Here is a 15,568-nt window from a genome sequence, read left to right on the forward strand (position 1 = left end):
TCTCAGTCCCAGTGTGGCTGATCATCCTCTCAGACCAGCTACTGATCGTCGCCTTGGTAGGCCGTTACCCCACCAACAAGCTAATCAGACGCGGGCCGATCTTCCGGCAGTAAACCTTTCCCCAAAAGGGCGTATCCGGTATTAGCCCTAGTTTCCCAGGGTTATTCCGAACCAGAAGGCACGTTCCCACGCGTTACTCACCCGTCCGCCGCTGACCCCGAAGGGCCCGCTCGACTTGCATGTGTTAAGCCTGCCGCCAGCGTTCGCTCTGAGCCAGGATCAAACTCTCACGTTGAAGAGAAAGATCCGGCCGATCACGTGTATTCTCAGACGGAGCCTCACATCGACCAAGCATCAAACGCTTCACAGCGCCAGATACCCGTCGGTGAGCTCAGAAAGAAGAACAACAGATCGGCACAAGTCTACTCACGCCAGACCATAAGGCCCGGCCGCAAGGACAAACGCCGCCCGCGTCTCCCTTCCTCAATCCAACTTATCAAAGATCAGTAATCACTCTCGTAATTACCGAATGAGGAGAAGTCAAGTACCTCAGCTTTCGCCAGATCTACTTTTCTAAACCTCGGGAAGTCCGTCCGACCCGCCCCGTTTTTCTTCCGGACCGCGTCGGGAGGCGCCGTATAGGCTGCCCCGGACTTCCGTGTCAACCACCCTTTTCCCCGGCGACGGAACCGAACCGGCCGAACCGGATCTCGGTGCCTCCGTCGACAGAGCGCGACGCGGAACGGCCCGGAGGCCCTTCGGTGCGGCGCTGGACGATGGATGCTCCCTCGCGCACCGGGCCCGGGTCGAGCCTGCGCTCGCGCCCGACAGCGTCGCGATCCCGAAGGATCGATGCTGGCCGGTAATGCTGGAGGAAGTTCCGGCGGACGGCGTGCCGTCGTGACCGGTGAGGCGGATCTAAGGGCCCGAACCGCGTTGCGCAAGGGGCCGAGCGCGGGGCGGCCCCGACCGGGACGCACGGCTCGCTCGCCGGCTCCTCCCCTCACCGGTCGACGCGGATGCTCCGCCCGGCGCTGCGCGGGACCCGCACCGCCTGAAACCGCCGCGGCGGGCGCGCGAAGTGGCGTCATCGCCTTGATCCTGAGGGACTCGATGACACTGCTGCACGACCTCACGGGCGCGTCCCCCGGCATGACCGGGACCGCCTTGCTCCTGCGCCTGTCCGCCATCGGCGCGGTGCTGGCCGGGACCGCCGGCACCTTCGCGTATGCCGGCGGCTGGCTCTCGCCCGGCCAGCTCACGCCGGCCCGGATCATCGACCGGTTCGAGCAGGTGAACGGGCCGCATCCCGGCTTCCGGCGCAACCACGCCAAGGGGATGTGCGTGGCGGGCCGCTTCACGGGCAGCGGCGCGGGCGCGCGCCTCTCGAAGGCGGGCCTGTTCGCGGCCGGACGCGTGACGCCGGTCGAAGGGCGGGTGGCGCTGGCCGGCGGCCAGCCCTACGCGGCCGACGCCGCCGCCACCGTCCGCAGCCTCGCCCTGCGCTTCCGGCTGCCGGACGGCGCGGAGTGGCGCACCGGCATGAACAACATCCCGGTCTTTCCGGTGCGCACACCCGAGGCCTTCTACGCGCAGCTCCTCGCGACCGAGCCCGATCCGACCACCGGCAAGCCGGATCCGGAGCGCCTGAAGGCCTTCTTCGCGGACCATCCGGAGAGCGCGAAGGCCGCCGCGCTGATCAAGGCCCGGACGGTGACCGCGGGCTTCGCCGACAGCACCTACTGGAGCCTGAACGCCTTCCGGTTCGTCGCCGCGGACGGCGTCGCCCGGCCGGTGCGCTGGGCCATGGTCCCCGAGCCGGCGCCGGCGGCCGAGGCCGCGCCGGGCGACACGAACGCCCTGTTCGACGCGCTCGCCGCGCAGCTGGCCCAGGGCCCGCGGCACTGGCACCTGATCGTCACGCTCGGCCAGGCCGGCGACCCGACCGCCGACGCGACGCGGCCCTGGCCGGCCGACCGCGAGACGGTGGATGTCGGCACCCTGACGCTCACGACGGCGACGCCGGAGGCCGCCGCCACCTGCCGCGACATCAATTTCGATCCGCTGGTGCTGCCGGACGGCATCGCGCCGAGCGACGACCCGCTGCTGAGCGCCCGGTCGGCGGCCTACGCGCGATCCGCCACCCGCCGGTCCGGCGAGGCCAAGACCCCGAGCGCCGTCACCGGCGCCGCGATCCACGGAGGCGCCCTGTGACCGAGTCCGACCGCTTCGACCGGCCCGCGCGCCTGCTCCACTGGACCATGGCGGCGCTGATCCTGGCCATGCTGCTGATCGGCGTCGCCATGGTGGCGTCGCTCACCGAGTACGGCGCCCTCGTGGCCCTGCACCGGCCGCTCGGGATCCTGATCCTGGTCCTCGCCGGGCTCCGCCTCGCCTATCGCTGGCGCCACGCGCCGCCGCCCCTGCCGGCCGATCTTCCGGGCTGGCAGAAGCGCGCCGCCCACGGCTCGCACATCCTGCTCTACGGCCTCATGCTGGCCATGCCGCTCATCGGCTGGGCGATGCTGTCGGCGGCGCGCTATCCCGTCATCCTCGCCGGCTCGGTGGTCCTGCCGCCGATCCTGCCGCGGGACCCGATGCTGTACGCGGCCCTTCGGTGGCTCCACACCGCGCTGGCCTACGGGCTGTTCGGCCTGATCCTCGCGCATCTGGCGGCGGCGCTGCTGCACGCGCTGATCCGCCGGGACGGGGTCTTCGCCAGCATGGCGCCCTGGCGGTCGAGGCCGTCCGGGACGGCCGCGCCCCCGAAACGGCGCAGTCGTTCTCTTGAAAGTCTGATCCGTTCTCCATAAAGAACGCACGCCCGACCCGGTCGGACGGGGCGGGCGATCTCTGCGTGGAGGACGAGGCGATGTCAGAGGGATTAGCGGCGCGTACCGTCGCGGCGGCCAACGGCGTGGCCCAGGACGCGGCCTTCGGCGCGGTGATCGCGCCGATCCACCTGTCGACGACCTTCAAGTTCCCGGCCTTCGAGCAGCCCGGCCCCTACGATTACTCGCGCCTGGGCAACCCCACCCGGGACGCGCTGGCCGACACGATCGCCAAGCTCGAGGGCGGCGCCCGCGCCGTCCTGGTGGCGAGCGGAATGGCGGCCCTCGACCTCGCCCTGTCGAGCCTGCGGCCCGGCGATCTCCTGGTCGCGCCGCACGATTGCTACGGCGGGACCCACCGCCTGCTCAGCTTCCGCGCGGAGCGGGGCCATTACCGCGTCGCCTTCGTCGACCAGACCGACCCGAACGCGCTGGCGGCGGCCCTGGCCCAGGGTCCGAAGGTCGTGCTGATCGAGACGCCGAGCAACCCGCTGATGCGCGTGGTCGATGTCCGGCGGATCACCGCGGACGCGAAGGCGGCCGGCGCGCTGGCGGTGGTGGACAACACCTTCCTGTCGCCCGCCCTGCAGCAGCCGATCGGCCTCGGGGCGGATCTCGTCGTCCACTCCACCACCAAGTTCCTGAACGGCCATTCCGACGTGATCGGCGGGGCCGTGATCGCCGCCGACAAGGCGATGGGCGAGGATCTCGCCGCCTGGGCGAACACGATCGGCGTCACCGGCTCGCCCCTCGACGCCTACCTGACGCTCCGGGGCCTGCGCACCCTGTTCGTCCGGGTGGAGCAGCAGCAGCGCAACGCCGCGGCCCTGGCGGCCTTCCTCGACGCCCATCCGGCGGTGGCGCGGGTCCACTATCCGGGCCTGCCGACGCATCCGGGGCACGCCCTGGCCAAGGCCCAGCAGGCGGGCTTCGGGGCGATGCTGAGCTTCGAGCTGGCCGGCGGCCGCGACGCGGTGAGGACCTTCGTGGAGGCCCTGCGGGTGTTCACGCTGGCCGAGTCGCTCGGCGGCGTCGAGAGCCTGATCGCCCATCCGCCGACCATGACACACGCGGCCATGGACCCGGAGGCGCGGGCCATCGCGGGCATCACCGACGGGCTGCTGCGCCTGTCGGTCGGCCTGGAGGCGGAGACCGACCTGCTCGCCGACCTGTCGCGGGCCTTCAAGGCCCTGGACGGCTGAGCCGGCCGGTCACTCCTCCTCGACCACGCTGAACCCGGACTCGTCCTCGACCACCCGGAAACGGGCGCGCTGCACGGTCCGGGAGCGCTCGGCCGCCTCGTCGCGGCACTTGTCGAGATGGGCGGCGCGGTTGACCACCTGCAGGTTCGGCGCGCCCCAGTAGCCGAGGAGCTCCGGCCAGGGGGCGTCGCGGTGCTCGCGCCAGACCCGGTAGAGCGGCAGCAGGTGGTCGACCTCGGCGGTCCTCAGCAGGCGCTTGCCGGTGGTGGTGCAGCGGTGGCGCTGGCGGAGCTTGAGCGCCCGGACCTGGGCGTGCGGCGCGATCCAGAACTTCCACGCCGCGACACAGGCCGCGTGCCAGCCGGCATTGGTGTTGGGCGCGCCGCGGGCCCAGAGATCCCGGTGCCAGCCGAACCGGTAGACCGGCTGGCCGCAGATGCAGCAGGCACCGCGGCCGCGGGCGAAGGCCGGATCGCGGAACGGCGCGGGCGGCGTGCGGAAGCTCCCGGCCCGCCCCTCGGCGCCGATCTGCCAGGCCCAGCCCTCCGGCGTGCCGGAGCGGGCCGCCAGCGCCCGGGCGAGCCGGTCGGCCCGGAGGATGTGGTTGCGCCAGTAGCTCTCGACGGCGAGCCGCGGCGTCGGCGGGATCAGGGGCCGCGCGAGGGCGTGCTGCAGGACCGGTGCCGGGAAGATCGCCGGCAGGGCCTTCTCCAGCCGTTTCCGGGCCTGCACGTTGCGGAGGGTGCGCCAGCTCGATGTCGTCATGCCAAACCGGTGGTAACCCGGCCGGCGCGGCGCCGCGACGGCGCCGGTGCAACAGCTTGCCGGTCCCGCGCGGTCGCCGCTCAGGGTTAAGAAAATGTTTCCCGTGAAACATCGCGCTGCTCGACAGGCCCGGCGCGGCCGCGCCGGTCCGGCTCAGAGATCCACCGCCATCGACAGGAGGTAGGTGCGCGGCGCACCCTGGAAGAAGGTGCCGAACGAGGCAACCCCGGTCCAGTACCGCGTGTCGGTCACGTTGAGGACGCTGGCCCGGAAGGTCGTCGGCCGCTCGGCGACGCGCGTCGTGTAGCGCAGGCCGAGGTCGAGGCGGGCCCAGTCCGGCAGGGCCTGGGTGTTCGCGAGGTCGACGAACTGCCGCCCGGTATAGATGACCGCGCCGTTGAGCGTCAGGCCGGGCAAGCCGGGCAGGTCCCACTCGGCCCCCAGGCTCGCCTGGACCTCCGGCACGCCGATCGGCCGGTTCCCGCGATTGGCGGCGAGCGCCGTCCTGACGAGGCGTCCGTCCAGCAGGGTCACGCCGCCGACCACCCGCACCTGCGGGGTGATCTCGCCGAACAGGCTCAGCTCGAGCCCGCCGACGCGCTGCTCGGCGGTCGCCGCGAAGCGCCCCTGCGGGCCGAGTTCGCCCGCGGGCTTCGTGATTTGGAAGGCACCGAGCGTGGCGCCGAACCGGCCGAGATCGAGCTTCACGCCCGCCTCGACCTGTCGGGCCACGTAGGGCTCCAGGATCGTGCCGGAATTGGTCGCCACCGCCGGGGCCACGTCGCCGCGGCTCAGGCCCTCGATATAGTTGCCGTAGAGCGAGACCGAGTCCCAGGGCCGCACCACGAGGCCGACCATCGGGGTCGTGGCGCTCTTGTCGTAGGACGAGGCCAGCGTGCCGACATTCGACACGTAGTTGTGCGCCTCCACGCGCTGGCGGCGCACGCCCAGGGTCAGCAGGACGCGCTCGTCGAGGGCCGACAGCGTGTCGGCCACCGCGATCCCCGACAGTGTGCTGTCGGACAGGCGGGGCCGGCCGACGCCGTAGATCGGCGCGATGTACGGGACGAGGGCCGGCGCGTAGAGGTTCGACAGGTAGGCGCCCCGGCCGGGCGAGAACCGCCGTGCCGTCGCCTCGTCGTACACGGAGCCCTGCACCGTCAGGGCGTGGCGGATGACGCCGGTCTCGAACCGGGCCCGGACGCCGCCGTCGTAGGTGAGCCGGTCGACGCCCAGCGCGTAGAATTGCGGCGTGCTGGTCGTGTCGCCGCGGCCGTTGAGGATCGTCGGCGCCGACTGGAAGTAGCGCTCCACGCCGGTCTGCCCGCCGCCGACATCCGCGAACAGCGTGACCTGATCGGTCAGGTCGTACTCGGTGCGCAGCAGGCCGCCGCGATCGTCGACGTCCGAGTATTCCCAGGGCTGAGTCAGGTTCAGGCGGCCGTCGGGCGCCCGCGGCACGGGCACGCCGGCCCGCAGCAGGAACGGGCGCAGCGGCGCGTTGAAGCGGTCGGTCTGCGCCAGCAGGTAGAGCCACGCGCGGAACCGGTCACCCTGGTAGTCGAGGGCCAGGGCCCCGACGCCGGTCGTCTCGGTCTGGCGGTCGAAGGGCGTGGCGCCGCCGTGCAGGCTGCCGACGATGCGGGCACCCCATTCCCGGCCCGGCCCCCAGCGGCGGGCGACGTCGACCTGGCTGCCGCCCCAGGCGGAGGAGCCGTAATCCAGTGTGACGCGAGTCAGGTCCGCGCCGGCGCGCTTGGGGACGATGTTGACCACGCCGCCGACCGCGCCGTTCGGGGACACCCCCGTGAGGGCAGCGGACGGCCCCTTCAGGACCTCGATGCGCTCCACGTAGTCGGTGAAGATGCGGAAGCTCGGGGCGATGCCGTAGAGACCGTCGAAGGCGACCTCGCCGCTGGTGTTCTCGTTGGACGGGAAGCCCCGGATGGAGAAGGAGTCGAACGGCGCCCCCGTGGTCTGCGTGGCGCGCACCGACGGGTCGAGGACCAGGGTCTCGGACACCGTCCGCGCCTGCCGGTCCCGGATGAGCGTGTCGGTGTAGCTGGCGATGCTGAAGGGCGCCTTCTGGGTCTCGGTATCGCCCAGAAGGCCGAGGCGCCCGCCCCGCGCCACCTGACCGCCGGCATAGGCCGGGACCGGGCCGCGCGGCGCGGCCGCGCCCTCGACCGAGAGCTCGTCGAGCTGGACGTCCCGGCCGGCCCCGGCCTCCTCCGCGCGGGCGGCGTGCAGCCCGGGCCCGACGAAGCCCAGCAGGACGGCCATCGGGAGAATCGGCCGGGCCGCGCGCCGCCGGCGCCGGTTCCGCGCGGAAACGGGTACTGAGAAGTCGTGGGACCGCATTGTCGTGACGAAGGCTCCGAATCACGGAGCAAGGCAGCAAATATCTCTACATGTGTCAAAAATACATCTGGAGTAATTACAATTCTATCCGATCCAGGCGGGACGGATATTTTGGCTCGGTATTGAGCACGTTCTATACTGACCTTATTCGCCGAACGACATCTTTATCAGTGCCTCGACCATCACCGCACGGTCGAGCCGACGCTTTCGCGGAAGGCCGGGCCGGATCTCGGCGGAGGCGCGGGGCCGGGATCGTCGGGCCGGGCGGGGCGCGCGGGGCTCGACCCGGCCGCGATCGGGTGTGGATCGTGCGGGTCCGATCGGTGCGCCGCGGCGGAGACCGGGGCGCCCGGTTGCCAGGGTTGCCCACCCCGCCTAGACGGGCCCGGCGCGAAACGTGCCTGTCACCCCTCCTCTAGTGCAGAGGTTTTCCCCCGTGATCACCGGTCCGTGCCTCATCGTCCAGCCGATCCACGCGGCGGGCCTCGACCGGTTGCGCGCGGCCGGGCTGGAGCCGCGCCCGGCGAGTGGGACCGATCCCGAGACGCTAGCGCGCGAGGTCGCCGACTGCGTCGCCGTCATCACCCGCAACACCGGCTTCCCGGCCCGCGCCATCGCGGCGGCGCCGGCCCTGCGGGTGATCGGGGTCCACGGCACCGGCACCGACCACGTCGCCACCGCCGAGGCGACCGCGGCCGGGATCGCGGTGGTCAACACGCCCGGCGCCAACGCCGTCTCGGTGGCCGAGCAGACGCTGGCGCTGATCTTCGCCCTGGCCAAGGCCCTGCCGGAGGCCGACCGCTCGGTCCGGGCCGGCGACGACAGCTTCAAGTTCACCGCCCGGCTGGTCGAGCTCGCCGGCCTGACGCTGGGCCTCGTCGGCTTCGGGGCGATCGGGCAGGCGACCGCCCGGCTCGCCGCCGCCCTGGGCCTGCGGGTGCTGGCCTACGGCCCGAGCCGCCCGGACGCCGACTTCGCCAATGCCGGCGCCCTGCGGGCCGCCTCGGTCGACGCGCTCCTGGCGGAATCCGACATCGTCTCCCTGCACGTGCCGCTGACCCCGGGCACCCGCGGCCTGATCGGCCGGGACCAGCTCGCGCGGATGAAGCGGGACGCCTTCCTGATCAACACCAGCCGCGGCGGCCTGATCGACGAGGCGGCCCTGGTGGAGGCGCTGGAGGCCGGCACGATCGCGGGCGCCGGGCTCGACGTCTTCTCCCGGGAGCCGCTGCCGGTCGACCACCCGCTGGCCCGCCAGCCCCGGGCGATCCTGACGCCCCATGTCGGCGGCTCCACCGGGGCGGCCCTGATCCGCACCGCCGAGACCGCCGCGGCCCGCGTGGTCGACGCCCTCGCCGGCCGGCGGCCGGGCGGGCTGGTCAACCCGGACGTCTGGGAGCGGCGGCGCGGGGTGTGATGGTCCCCCTCTCCCGTGCGGGAGAGGGTTGGGGTGAGGGACGAGAGGCTTCGGGATCAGGCACCCGATCGACGCGATTCCAGGCGGAAGCCTCGTCCGGTGAGGTCTCACCCCTCGCCCTGTCCCTCTCCCGCACGGGAGAGGGGACCCGCGGCCGATCCTGACGGCGCGGCGGTCGTGGCCGGCCCGGTTCACGGTGTTTCGTCCGGACCGCGACCGCCCGCCGCGCGCCGTGTCATGCAATCGTCGCAGACGGGCCGGAAAGCCACCCGCTGCATCCGAGGCCAGAGAGGGCTCCATGGACTTCCACCGTCGCTTCACGGTCCTGATGTGCGCCCCGGCCTTCGACCCGGACGATCTCGAGGGCGCGCGCGTCAACCAGATCGTGGCGGCCGTGGAGCAGCGCGGCTTCGAGGTGGTGCGCGCCCGGCGCGTCGAGGACGCGGCCATCGCGGTCCAGACCGACGCCGCGGTCGGCTGCCTCGTGGTCGACTGGGGCAAGCGCGGCCTCGACGGCAAGGCCGCCGCCCTCATCGACATGATGCGCCGGCGCGGCCTGGAGATGCCGATCGTCATCATGGTCCGCCGCAAGCGGCTGGAGGACATCCCGGTCGAGCTCCTCGACTTCATCGACGGCTACATCTTCCTCGCCGAGGAGACGCCGGAATTCATCGCCCGCGGCCTCGTCAGCCGGGTCACGCAGTACGCCGAGACCCTCAAGACCCCGTTCTTCGGCGCGCTCGTCGACTACGCCGAGAAGGGCAACCAGCTCTGGACCTGCCCGGGCCACAACGGCGGCATCTTCTACAACCGGTCGCCGATCGGCCGGATCTTCGTGGAGCACCTCGGCGAGGCGATCTTCCGCGACGACCTCGACAACTCGGTCCTCGATCTCGGCGACCTGCTGACCCACGAGGGCCCGGCGCTGAAGGCCCAGAAGGAGGCCGCCAAGATCTTCGGGGCGGAGAAGACCTACTTCGTCCTCAACGGCACCTCGGCTTCCAACAAGATCGTCCTGTCCTCCCTGGTGGCGGAGGACGACCTCGTCCTGTTCGACCGCAACAACCACAAGGCGGCCCACCACGGCGCCCTGTTCCTGGGCGGCGGCATCCCGATCTTCCTGGAGACGGACCGCAACGCCTACGGCCTGATCGGGCCGATCTTCCACGAGGCCCTGGACGAGACCCGGATCCGGGAGAAGATCCGCCGCAACCCGCTGGTGACCGACCCCGAGGCGTGGCGCCGGGAGCGGCCGTTCCGCGTCGCGGTGATCGAGCAGTGCACCTACGACGGCACGATCTACGACGCCCAGGAGATCCTGGAGAAGATCGGCCACCTCTGCGACTACATCCTGTTCGACGAGGCCTGGGCGGGCTTCATGAAGTTCCACCCGCTCTACGCGCGCCGCTTCGCCATGGGGCTGACCGGCCTCGACGAGACCTCGCCCGGCATCGTCGCCACGCAGTCGACCCACAAGCAGCTCGCGAGCTTCTCCCAGGCCTCGCAGATCCACACCCGCGACGGCCACATCCGCGGCCAGACCCGGCGGGTCGAGCACAAGCGGCTCAACGAGAGCTTCCTCGTCCACGCCTCGACCTCGCCCTTCTACCCGCTCTTCGCCTCCCTCGACGTCGGCGCCCAGATGATGAAGGGGCGCTCGGGCATGATCCTGTGGGACGACACGATCCGGCTCGGGATCGAGTGGCGCAAGAAGGTCCGGGCGATCCGGCGCGAGTTCGAGGAGAACGAGCGCGATCCCGCGCGGCGCTGGTTCTTCGACCCCTTCGTGCCGGACGTGACGGTGAACGCCGACGGCGCCGAGGTGCCGTGGGAGAGCGTGCCGACCGACGAGCTCGCCGCCACGCCGCGCCACTGGGAGCTGAAGCCGGGCGCGCGCTGGCACGGCTTCACCCACGTGGCGCCGGGCTACGCGATCACCGACCCGAACAAGCTCACCGTGCTGACCCCCGGCTTCGACCGGCACACGGGGGCCTACGCCCAGCACGGCGTGCCGGCGCCGATCGTGGCGCAATACCTGCGTGAGAACCGGATCGTCGCCGAGAAGAACGACCTGAACTCGCTGCTCTTCCTGCTGACCCCGGGGGTGGAATCCTCCAAGGCCGGCACGCTGATCTCGGGCCTCGTCGCCTTCAAGCGGCTCCACGACGACAACGTCCCGCTGGAGGAGGCCATGCCGGAATTCGTCAACCGCCGGCCGAACCGCTACCGGGGCGTGCGCCTGCGCGACCTCTGCGGCGAGTTCCACGCCTTCCACCGGGAGGCCGGCACCTCGACGCTGCAGCGGCGGCAATTCGCCCCCGAGCACCTGCCCGAGATGGTGATGCCGCCCAAGCGCGCCGCCCAGCTGCTGACCCGCAACAAGGTCGACTACGTGCCGATCGCCGAGGCCGAGGGGCGGATCGCTACCACGCTGATGCTGGTCTACCCGCCGGGCATCGGCACGGTGCTGCCGGGCGAGCGCCTGGACGACCGGGCCAAGCCCATGCTCGACTATTTCAAGATGTTCGAGGCGTCCGCCAACCTGTTCCCGGGCTTCGAGGCCGAGATCCAGGGCGTCTACCGCGAGGTCGACCCGGACGGGCGGATCCGCTTCCACACCTACGTGGCGCGGGAGGGGGCCTGATGGAGATCGAGGTCGAGACGCCCGGCCCGGTCCCGGCCCGGTCCTGCCCCGACATCGTCATCCGCCCGTCCTCGGACGCCGATGTCGAGGCCATGGTGGCGATCTACGAGCACCACATCAGCCGGGGCGTCGGCGATGTCGGCGTCGCCGAGGAGGACCGGCTGCTCCCCGACGACCTGAAGCGGCGGCGCAAGACGATGCGCAAGAAGCGCCTGCCGCACCTCGTGGCGGACCGCGACGGCGCGGTGGCGGGCTACGCCTACGCGGTGCCGTTCCGGAAGCGGCCCGCCTACCGCTACACCCTCAAGCACTCGATCTACGTGCATCCCGACCACCTGCACGCGGGGATCGGCCGGCGGCTGCTGCCGGCCCTGATCGAGGCCTGCGCGGCGGGCGGCTACCGCCAGATGATCGGCTACATCGACGCCGAGAACGCGGCCTCCCTGCGCCTCCACGAGGCCTGCGGGTTCGAGCGGGTCGGCTACCTGCGGGCGGTGGGCTTCAAGTACGGCCACTGGTCGGACAGCGTCATGGTCCAGCGGGCGCTGGGGACCGGGTCGGAGGACCGGCCGGGGTAGCGGGCCGTTGTGCCGCTCACGCGGCTTGTCTTCGTGCTGGATCCCGGATCACCTTCCACTGCGTTCCAGGTGTCCGGGAAAGGGGCAGTGCGAACTGAAGCGCGACGCCCTTTCCCGGGCGCATGCAGCGCCAGCGGAATGCGACCCGGGATCCAGCACAGCATTGGCCGTGAAGCGGCTCCGCACCCCTGTCCGAGAGCGTTCAATGGCCGGAGGCCGGCCGCGCTGCCGCGACGATGTCGACCTCGACGCCGACCTCGAGCGCCACCCACTGGCCCGAGGCCCAGGCCCCCTGCCCGACGCCGAACTCGGTGCGGACCAGGCCGACGCGCCCCGCGGCGTGCGCCGCGCCGCCCTCGAGGGTCAGGTGGAACGGCAGCGTCACGGGCCGGCTCGTGCCGCGGATCGTCAGCGTGCCGACCGCCGCGTAGTCGCCCTGCCCCTTGTCGACGAAGCGGGTCGCCTCGAAGCGCGCCTCGCTTCCCGCCTTGACGTCGAACCAGTCCTTCTGCGGCAGGGCCTCGTCGCGCTGGACGTCCCCGGTCCGCGCGCTGGCGAGGTCGACCAGCACGAGCGCGTGCCCCGCCTCGGGCTTGGCGGGGTCGAAATCGATGTCGGCCTTGAACCGCTCGAACCGTCCCGTGAAGGGCACGCCGACCTGCACGCCGGAGAACCGGATCGCGCTCCTGGCCGGGTCCACCGCCCACTCGGCGGCGGCGGCCGGCAGGGTGACGGCCTGGAGCGCCGCCAGCAGGCAGAGGTGACGCGCGTTCATCGGGTCGGCTCCACGTTGGGGGCAGTCGACGCCCGGCGCCCCGGCAGCATGCGGCGCAGCACGTCGTCGCGCAGGAGGAGGTGGTGGCGCAGGGCCGCCGCCACGTGGATTGCGAGCAAAGCCGCCAGGAACCACGCCCCCAGGGCGTGGACCCGCTTCAGGACGGACTCGGCGGCGCCCGGGTCGGGGACGAGGGCCGCCAGCGGCAGGTGCGGCCAGGGCACGATCCCGTACAGCACCGTCGGGATGTTGAACGGCGACAGCGAGACCACGGCCCAGCCGGTCAGGGGCAGCCCGACGAGCAGCAGGTACAGCAGGTGATGGGCCGCCGCGGCCGCCCGGCGCTCCCGCGCCGGCATCCCGGCCGGGTGCGGCGGCGGCCGGTGGGTCAGGCGCCAGAGGACCCGCAGGGCCGTCAGCGCCAGCACGGTGATCCCGACCGACTTGTGCCACTGGTAGAGCTGGAACTGGCGCAGGGGTGCCAGGGCCGCGTGCGTCATGGTCAGGCCGAGGCCGATCAGGACGAGCACGCCCAGCGCGCTCGCCCAGTGCAGCAGGATCGCCACGGCGGAGTACCGCCGCGCGGAAACCCCTCGCGCCATGGCGGATCCTCCCGGGTCAGTCCTGCTTCTCGAAGGCGCCCGCGATGGTGAGGTGCAACTCGTCGCCGATCAGCGGCACGTAGGTCTTCACCCCGAACTCGGAGCGCTTGAGCGTGCCGGTGGCCTCGAAGCCGACCGTGTACTTCTTGCTCAGCGGGTTCACGCCGGCGCCGACCAGGGTGACGTCGAGCGTCACCGGCTTGGTCACGCCGTGGAGCGTCAGGTCGCCCGTCACTTTCGCGTGGTCCTTGCCGGCCGGCACGACCTTGGTGGACACGAAGGTCATGTCGGGGAACTTGGCGGCGTCGAGCCACTGGTCGCCCTTGAGCTCGTCGGTGAGCTTGGCGCTGGTGGTCGTCACCGAGGCGACCGGGATCTTCACCGAGAGCTTGGCGGCGGCCGGGTTCTTCGGCTGCAGCTCCAGCGTGCCGGACACGTCCGAGAAGCCGCCGGCGTAGTTCGAGAAGCCCATGTGGGAGACGCGCCAGCCGACCTGGGTGTGGCCGGGATCGACCGCGTAGGTGCCGGCCTGGATCTGCGCCGGGTCGCGGGTCGGCGGGGTCTGGGCCAGCGCGGGGGTGGCGACCGGGGCGGCGACCAGCAGGGCCAGCAGGCCGGAGGCGAGAATCGACTTCAAGGGTGTCTCCTGCAGAGCAGACGGCCGAGCGCGATTCGCTGCGCCGCAGCCGCCGTGTAGACCCGTTCACGGCACCGGTTGAGCCTGCTATCCGGAACCGCATGGTTGCGAGAACGGAAACCTTCCGGGGCGGGCTCGACGACGTGCGGGCCTTCTGCGCCGTCGTGGATCTCGGCACGGTGACGGCCGCGGCCGCGACGCTGCAGGAGACCAAGGGCAGCGTCAGCCGTCGGATCTCCCGCCTGGAGCGGGCTCTGGGCGTCCGGCTGATGGCCCGGACCTCCCGGGCGGTCTCGCCGACCGCCGAGGGCCTCGCCTTCTACGCCAAGGCCCAGGAGAGCCTGACGCTCCTCGACGAGGCGACCGAGACCGCCCGCGACGCCCGCACGGTGCCGGCCGGGCACCTGCGGATCACGACCTCGATCGATTTCGGGATCGAGGTGATGCCGGAGATCGTCGCGAGCTTCCGGGCGGCCTACCCGCAGATCACCGTGGAGATGCTCAACACCGACGCGCGCCTCGACCTCGCGGCCAATCGGATCGACCTCGCCCTGCGGCTGGGCGGCGCGGAGGAGACCGGCTACCGCGCGATGGTCCTCGCGACCCTGGCGCTCGCCCTCTACGCCGCCCCCGCCTACCTGGAGCGCCGCCCGGCCCCGACCGACCTCGCGGGCCTGCGCGACCACGACCTGATCCTCGCCCGGGAACGGATCGGCACGGCCGGGCTCACCCTCTCCGACGGGCAGGGCCGCACGGAGCCGCTGTCGCTGAGCCCGGCGATCCGGGTCAGCGACTTCGCGACCGCGCTCCGCCTCACCCTCGCGGGCGCCGGGATCGGCCACCTCCCGAGCCTCGTGGCCGCCCGGGCCGTGGAGGCCGGGCAGATCGTGCGCGTGCTCGGCCCCTGGGCGACCCGCAGCAGCACCTTGCGCGCCGTCACCCTGGCCGGGCGCGAGCTGCCGGCCCGCGTCCAGGTCTTCCGCGAGCACGTCCGGACGGTCCTGGCCTCGCGCGGGTGTCCCCGCGACAGCGCGAAATCAGAAGGTGAATACAGATAAACAGATTTGCTTGTCTGTATATGCGCTCTAAAGCGGTCCAGTTCGATAAATTTTTACCGGATATCGTAGCGCCCGGTTGAGAGGCCGCGCGCATGCTGCGACGCGGCGGCAAGCTCGGCCGCACGGCCAGGGCCCCGAGGGTCCGGCCCGCAGCGCGTCACGTCTGGATCTCGGTCATGTCCCTCCGCAGCCGGTGCCTGCGCGCCCTCGTGTTCGCCGGGATCCTGGCGCTGATCGGGACGGGCATCGGCCTCGGGACGGCCCGGGCCTCGCTGCCGGCCACGACCCGGATCGTGCTGCAGAAGGCGGGCCGGTACATGCCGACCGACCTGTACCTGCGCCGCGGCGACACCATCGCCCTGCGCAACGGCGACGCGCGCCTGACCCACCACGCCTTCATCGAGGCGGACCGGTTCTCGTTCGATGCCGGCACTCAGGAGCCCGGCGCCGAGACGCGGTTGACCCTGGCCGAGCCGGGCGATTTCGTCATCCAGTGCGGCATTCATCCGAAGATGAAGCTCACCCTCCACGTCGAGTAGGGGTCCGGGAGCCCCTCAGCCGTCGCGGCCGAATCCGAGACCGCGGATGATGTCGCCGATGGGATCGATCTTCTGCGACGGGGCGGCCGCCGGCGCGGGCCGCGGCGCCGCGGCGGTGACGGTCGGCCGGTCGGATTCGGCGGTGCGGACGAGGGCGGC

At 71.8% G+C, this 15,568-nt stretch carries 13 protein-coding genes and 1 rRNA gene; 8 read left to right on the top strand and 6 right to left on the bottom strand.

The window, feature by feature from the left end; genetic code table 11:
• A 16S ribosomal RNA gene (locus ACLBYE_RS25115) occupies positions 1-295 on the bottom strand; the annotation flags it as partial.
• An 818-nt stretch (positions 296-1,113) separates the two neighbouring features.
• Here ACLBYE_RS25115 and ACLBYE_RS25120 point away from each other — a divergent pair.
• From ACLBYE_RS25120 to metB, 3 genes are read left to right on the top strand one after another with little or no spacing between them, the layout of a single operon-like run.
• Positions 1,114-2,214 carry a catalase family peroxidase gene (locus ACLBYE_RS25120; RefSeq protein WP_447696252.1) on the top strand — a complete coding sequence of 367 codons (1,101 nt, stop codon included), beginning with the start codon at positions 1,114-1,116 and terminating at the stop codon, positions 2,212-2,214.
• Entirely contained in the window at positions 2,211-2,813 is a 603-nt protein-coding gene (locus ACLBYE_RS25125) for a cytochrome b (protein ID WP_447696253.1), read from the top strand. Before ACLBYE_RS25120 ends, ACLBYE_RS25125 begins: the two co-directional genes overlap by 4 nt.
• Before the next feature lie 59 nt (positions 2,814-2,872).
• Positions 2,873-4,033, top strand: coding sequence for a cystathionine gamma-synthase (gene metB, locus ACLBYE_RS25130; protein WP_447696254.1), 1,161 nt, complete (start codon positions 2,873-2,875; stop codon positions 4,031-4,033).
• A gap of 9 nt (positions 4,034-4,042) precedes the next feature.
• On the opposite strand, the gene ACLBYE_RS25135 is transcribed toward metB, so the two are convergent.
• Positions 4,043-4,798 carry a hypothetical protein gene (locus tag ACLBYE_RS25135; protein ID WP_447696255.1) on the bottom strand — a complete coding sequence of 252 codons (756 nt, stop codon included), beginning with the start codon at positions 4,796-4,798 and terminating at the stop codon, positions 4,043-4,045.
• Between the two features lie 153 nt (positions 4,799-4,951).
• Positions 4,952-7,081: a TonB-dependent receptor gene (locus ACLBYE_RS25140; protein WP_447696256.1), complete on the bottom strand. Its 2,130-nt coding sequence runs from the start codon at positions 7,079-7,081 to the stop codon at positions 4,952-4,954.
• A 514-nt stretch (positions 7,082-7,595) separates the two neighbouring features.
• On the opposite strand from ACLBYE_RS25140, the gene ACLBYE_RS25145 reads away from it, so the two are divergent.
• From ACLBYE_RS25145 to ACLBYE_RS25155, 3 genes are all read left to right on the top strand, one after another.
• Positions 7,596-8,576: a hydroxyacid dehydrogenase gene (locus ACLBYE_RS25145; RefSeq protein WP_447696257.1), complete on the top strand. Its 981-nt coding sequence runs from the start codon at positions 7,596-7,598 to the stop codon at positions 8,574-8,576.
• Between the two features lie 298 nt (positions 8,577-8,874).
• Positions 8,875-11,220 (top strand): Orn/Lys/Arg family decarboxylase, encoded by a 2,346-nt coding sequence (locus ACLBYE_RS25150; protein ID WP_091979049.1) that lies wholly within the window; start codon positions 8,875-8,877, stop codon positions 11,218-11,220.
• A complete protein-coding gene (locus ACLBYE_RS25155; RefSeq protein WP_056533776.1) occupies positions 11,220-11,798 on the top strand; it encodes a GNAT family N-acetyltransferase in 579 nt (192 codons plus the stop codon). Before ACLBYE_RS25150 ends, ACLBYE_RS25155 begins: the two co-directional genes overlap by 1 nt.
• A gap of 202 nt (positions 11,799-12,000) precedes the next feature.
• Here ACLBYE_RS25155 and ACLBYE_RS25160 read toward each other — a convergent pair whose 3' ends face one another.
• Genes ACLBYE_RS25160 through ACLBYE_RS25170 form a run of 3 tightly spaced genes read right to left on the bottom strand, consistent with a single transcriptional unit; the run spans position 12,001 to position 13,812 of the window.
• Complete coding sequence (locus tag ACLBYE_RS25160) at positions 12,001-12,573, bottom strand: YceI family protein (RefSeq protein ID WP_447696258.1); 573 nt, start codon at positions 12,571-12,573, stop codon at positions 12,001-12,003.
• Positions 12,570-13,175, bottom strand: coding sequence for a cytochrome b (locus ACLBYE_RS25165; protein ID WP_447696259.1), 606 nt, complete (start codon positions 13,173-13,175; stop codon positions 12,570-12,572). The genes ACLBYE_RS25160 and ACLBYE_RS25165 overlap by 4 nt, the downstream gene beginning before the upstream one ends.
• A 16-nt stretch (positions 13,176-13,191) precedes the next feature.
• Positions 13,192-13,812 (bottom strand): YceI family protein, encoded by a 621-nt coding sequence (locus ACLBYE_RS25170; RefSeq protein WP_020093950.1) that lies wholly within the window; start codon positions 13,810-13,812, stop codon positions 13,192-13,194.
• A gap of 101 nt (positions 13,813-13,913) precedes the next feature.
• Between ACLBYE_RS25170 and ACLBYE_RS25175 the strand changes: the two genes are divergently transcribed.
• Positions 13,914-14,870 carry a LysR family transcriptional regulator gene (locus ACLBYE_RS25175; RefSeq protein WP_447696260.1) on the top strand — a complete coding sequence of 319 codons (957 nt, stop codon included), beginning with the start codon at positions 13,914-13,916 and terminating at the stop codon, positions 14,868-14,870.
• Positions 14,871-15,046: 176 nt separating this feature from the next.
• Positions 15,047-15,409, top strand: coding sequence for a hypothetical protein (locus tag ACLBYE_RS25180; protein ID WP_447696261.1), 363 nt, complete (start codon positions 15,047-15,049; stop codon positions 15,407-15,409).
• Positions 15,410-15,568: the final 159 nt, after the last annotated feature.

This window comes from Methylobacterium sp. A52T, assembly GCF_053346095.1.

What these genes read in the sequence shown, in the direction of transcription:
- ACLBYE_RS25120 (WP_447696252.1), top strand. Translation starts at nt 1,114, where the DNA reads ATGACACTGCTGCACGACCTCACGGGCGCGTCCCCCGGCATGACCGGG.
- metB (WP_447696254.1), top strand. Translation starts at nt 2,873, where the DNA reads ATGTCAGAGGGATTAGCGGCGCGTACCGTCGCGGCGGCCAACGGCGTG.
- ACLBYE_RS25135 (WP_447696255.1), bottom strand. Translation starts at nt 4,798, where the DNA reads ATGACGACATCGAGCTGGCGCACCCTCCGCAACGTGCAGGCCCGGAAA.
- ACLBYE_RS25140 (WP_447696256.1), bottom strand. Translation starts at nt 7,081, where the DNA reads ATGGCCGTCCTGCTGGGCTTCGTCGGGCCCGGGCTGCACGCCGCCCGC.
- ACLBYE_RS25150 (WP_091979049.1), top strand. Translation starts at nt 8,875, where the DNA reads ATGGACTTCCACCGTCGCTTCACGGTCCTGATGTGCGCCCCGGCCTTC.
- ACLBYE_RS25155 (WP_056533776.1), top strand. Translation starts at nt 11,220, where the DNA reads ATGGAGATCGAGGTCGAGACGCCCGGCCCGGTCCCGGCCCGGTCCTGC.
- ACLBYE_RS25160 (WP_447696258.1), bottom strand. Translation starts at nt 12,573, where the DNA reads ATGAACGCGCGTCACCTCTGCCTGCTGGCGGCGCTCCAGGCCGTCACC.
- ACLBYE_RS25165 (WP_447696259.1), bottom strand. Translation starts at nt 13,175, where the DNA reads ATGGCGCGAGGGGTTTCCGCGCGGCGGTACTCCGCCGTGGCGATCCTG.
- ACLBYE_RS25175 (WP_447696260.1), top strand. Translation starts at nt 13,914, where the DNA reads ATGGTTGCGAGAACGGAAACCTTCCGGGGCGGGCTCGACGACGTGCGG.
- ACLBYE_RS25180 (WP_447696261.1), top strand. Translation starts at nt 15,047, where the DNA reads ATGTCCCTCCGCAGCCGGTGCCTGCGCGCCCTCGTGTTCGCCGGGATC.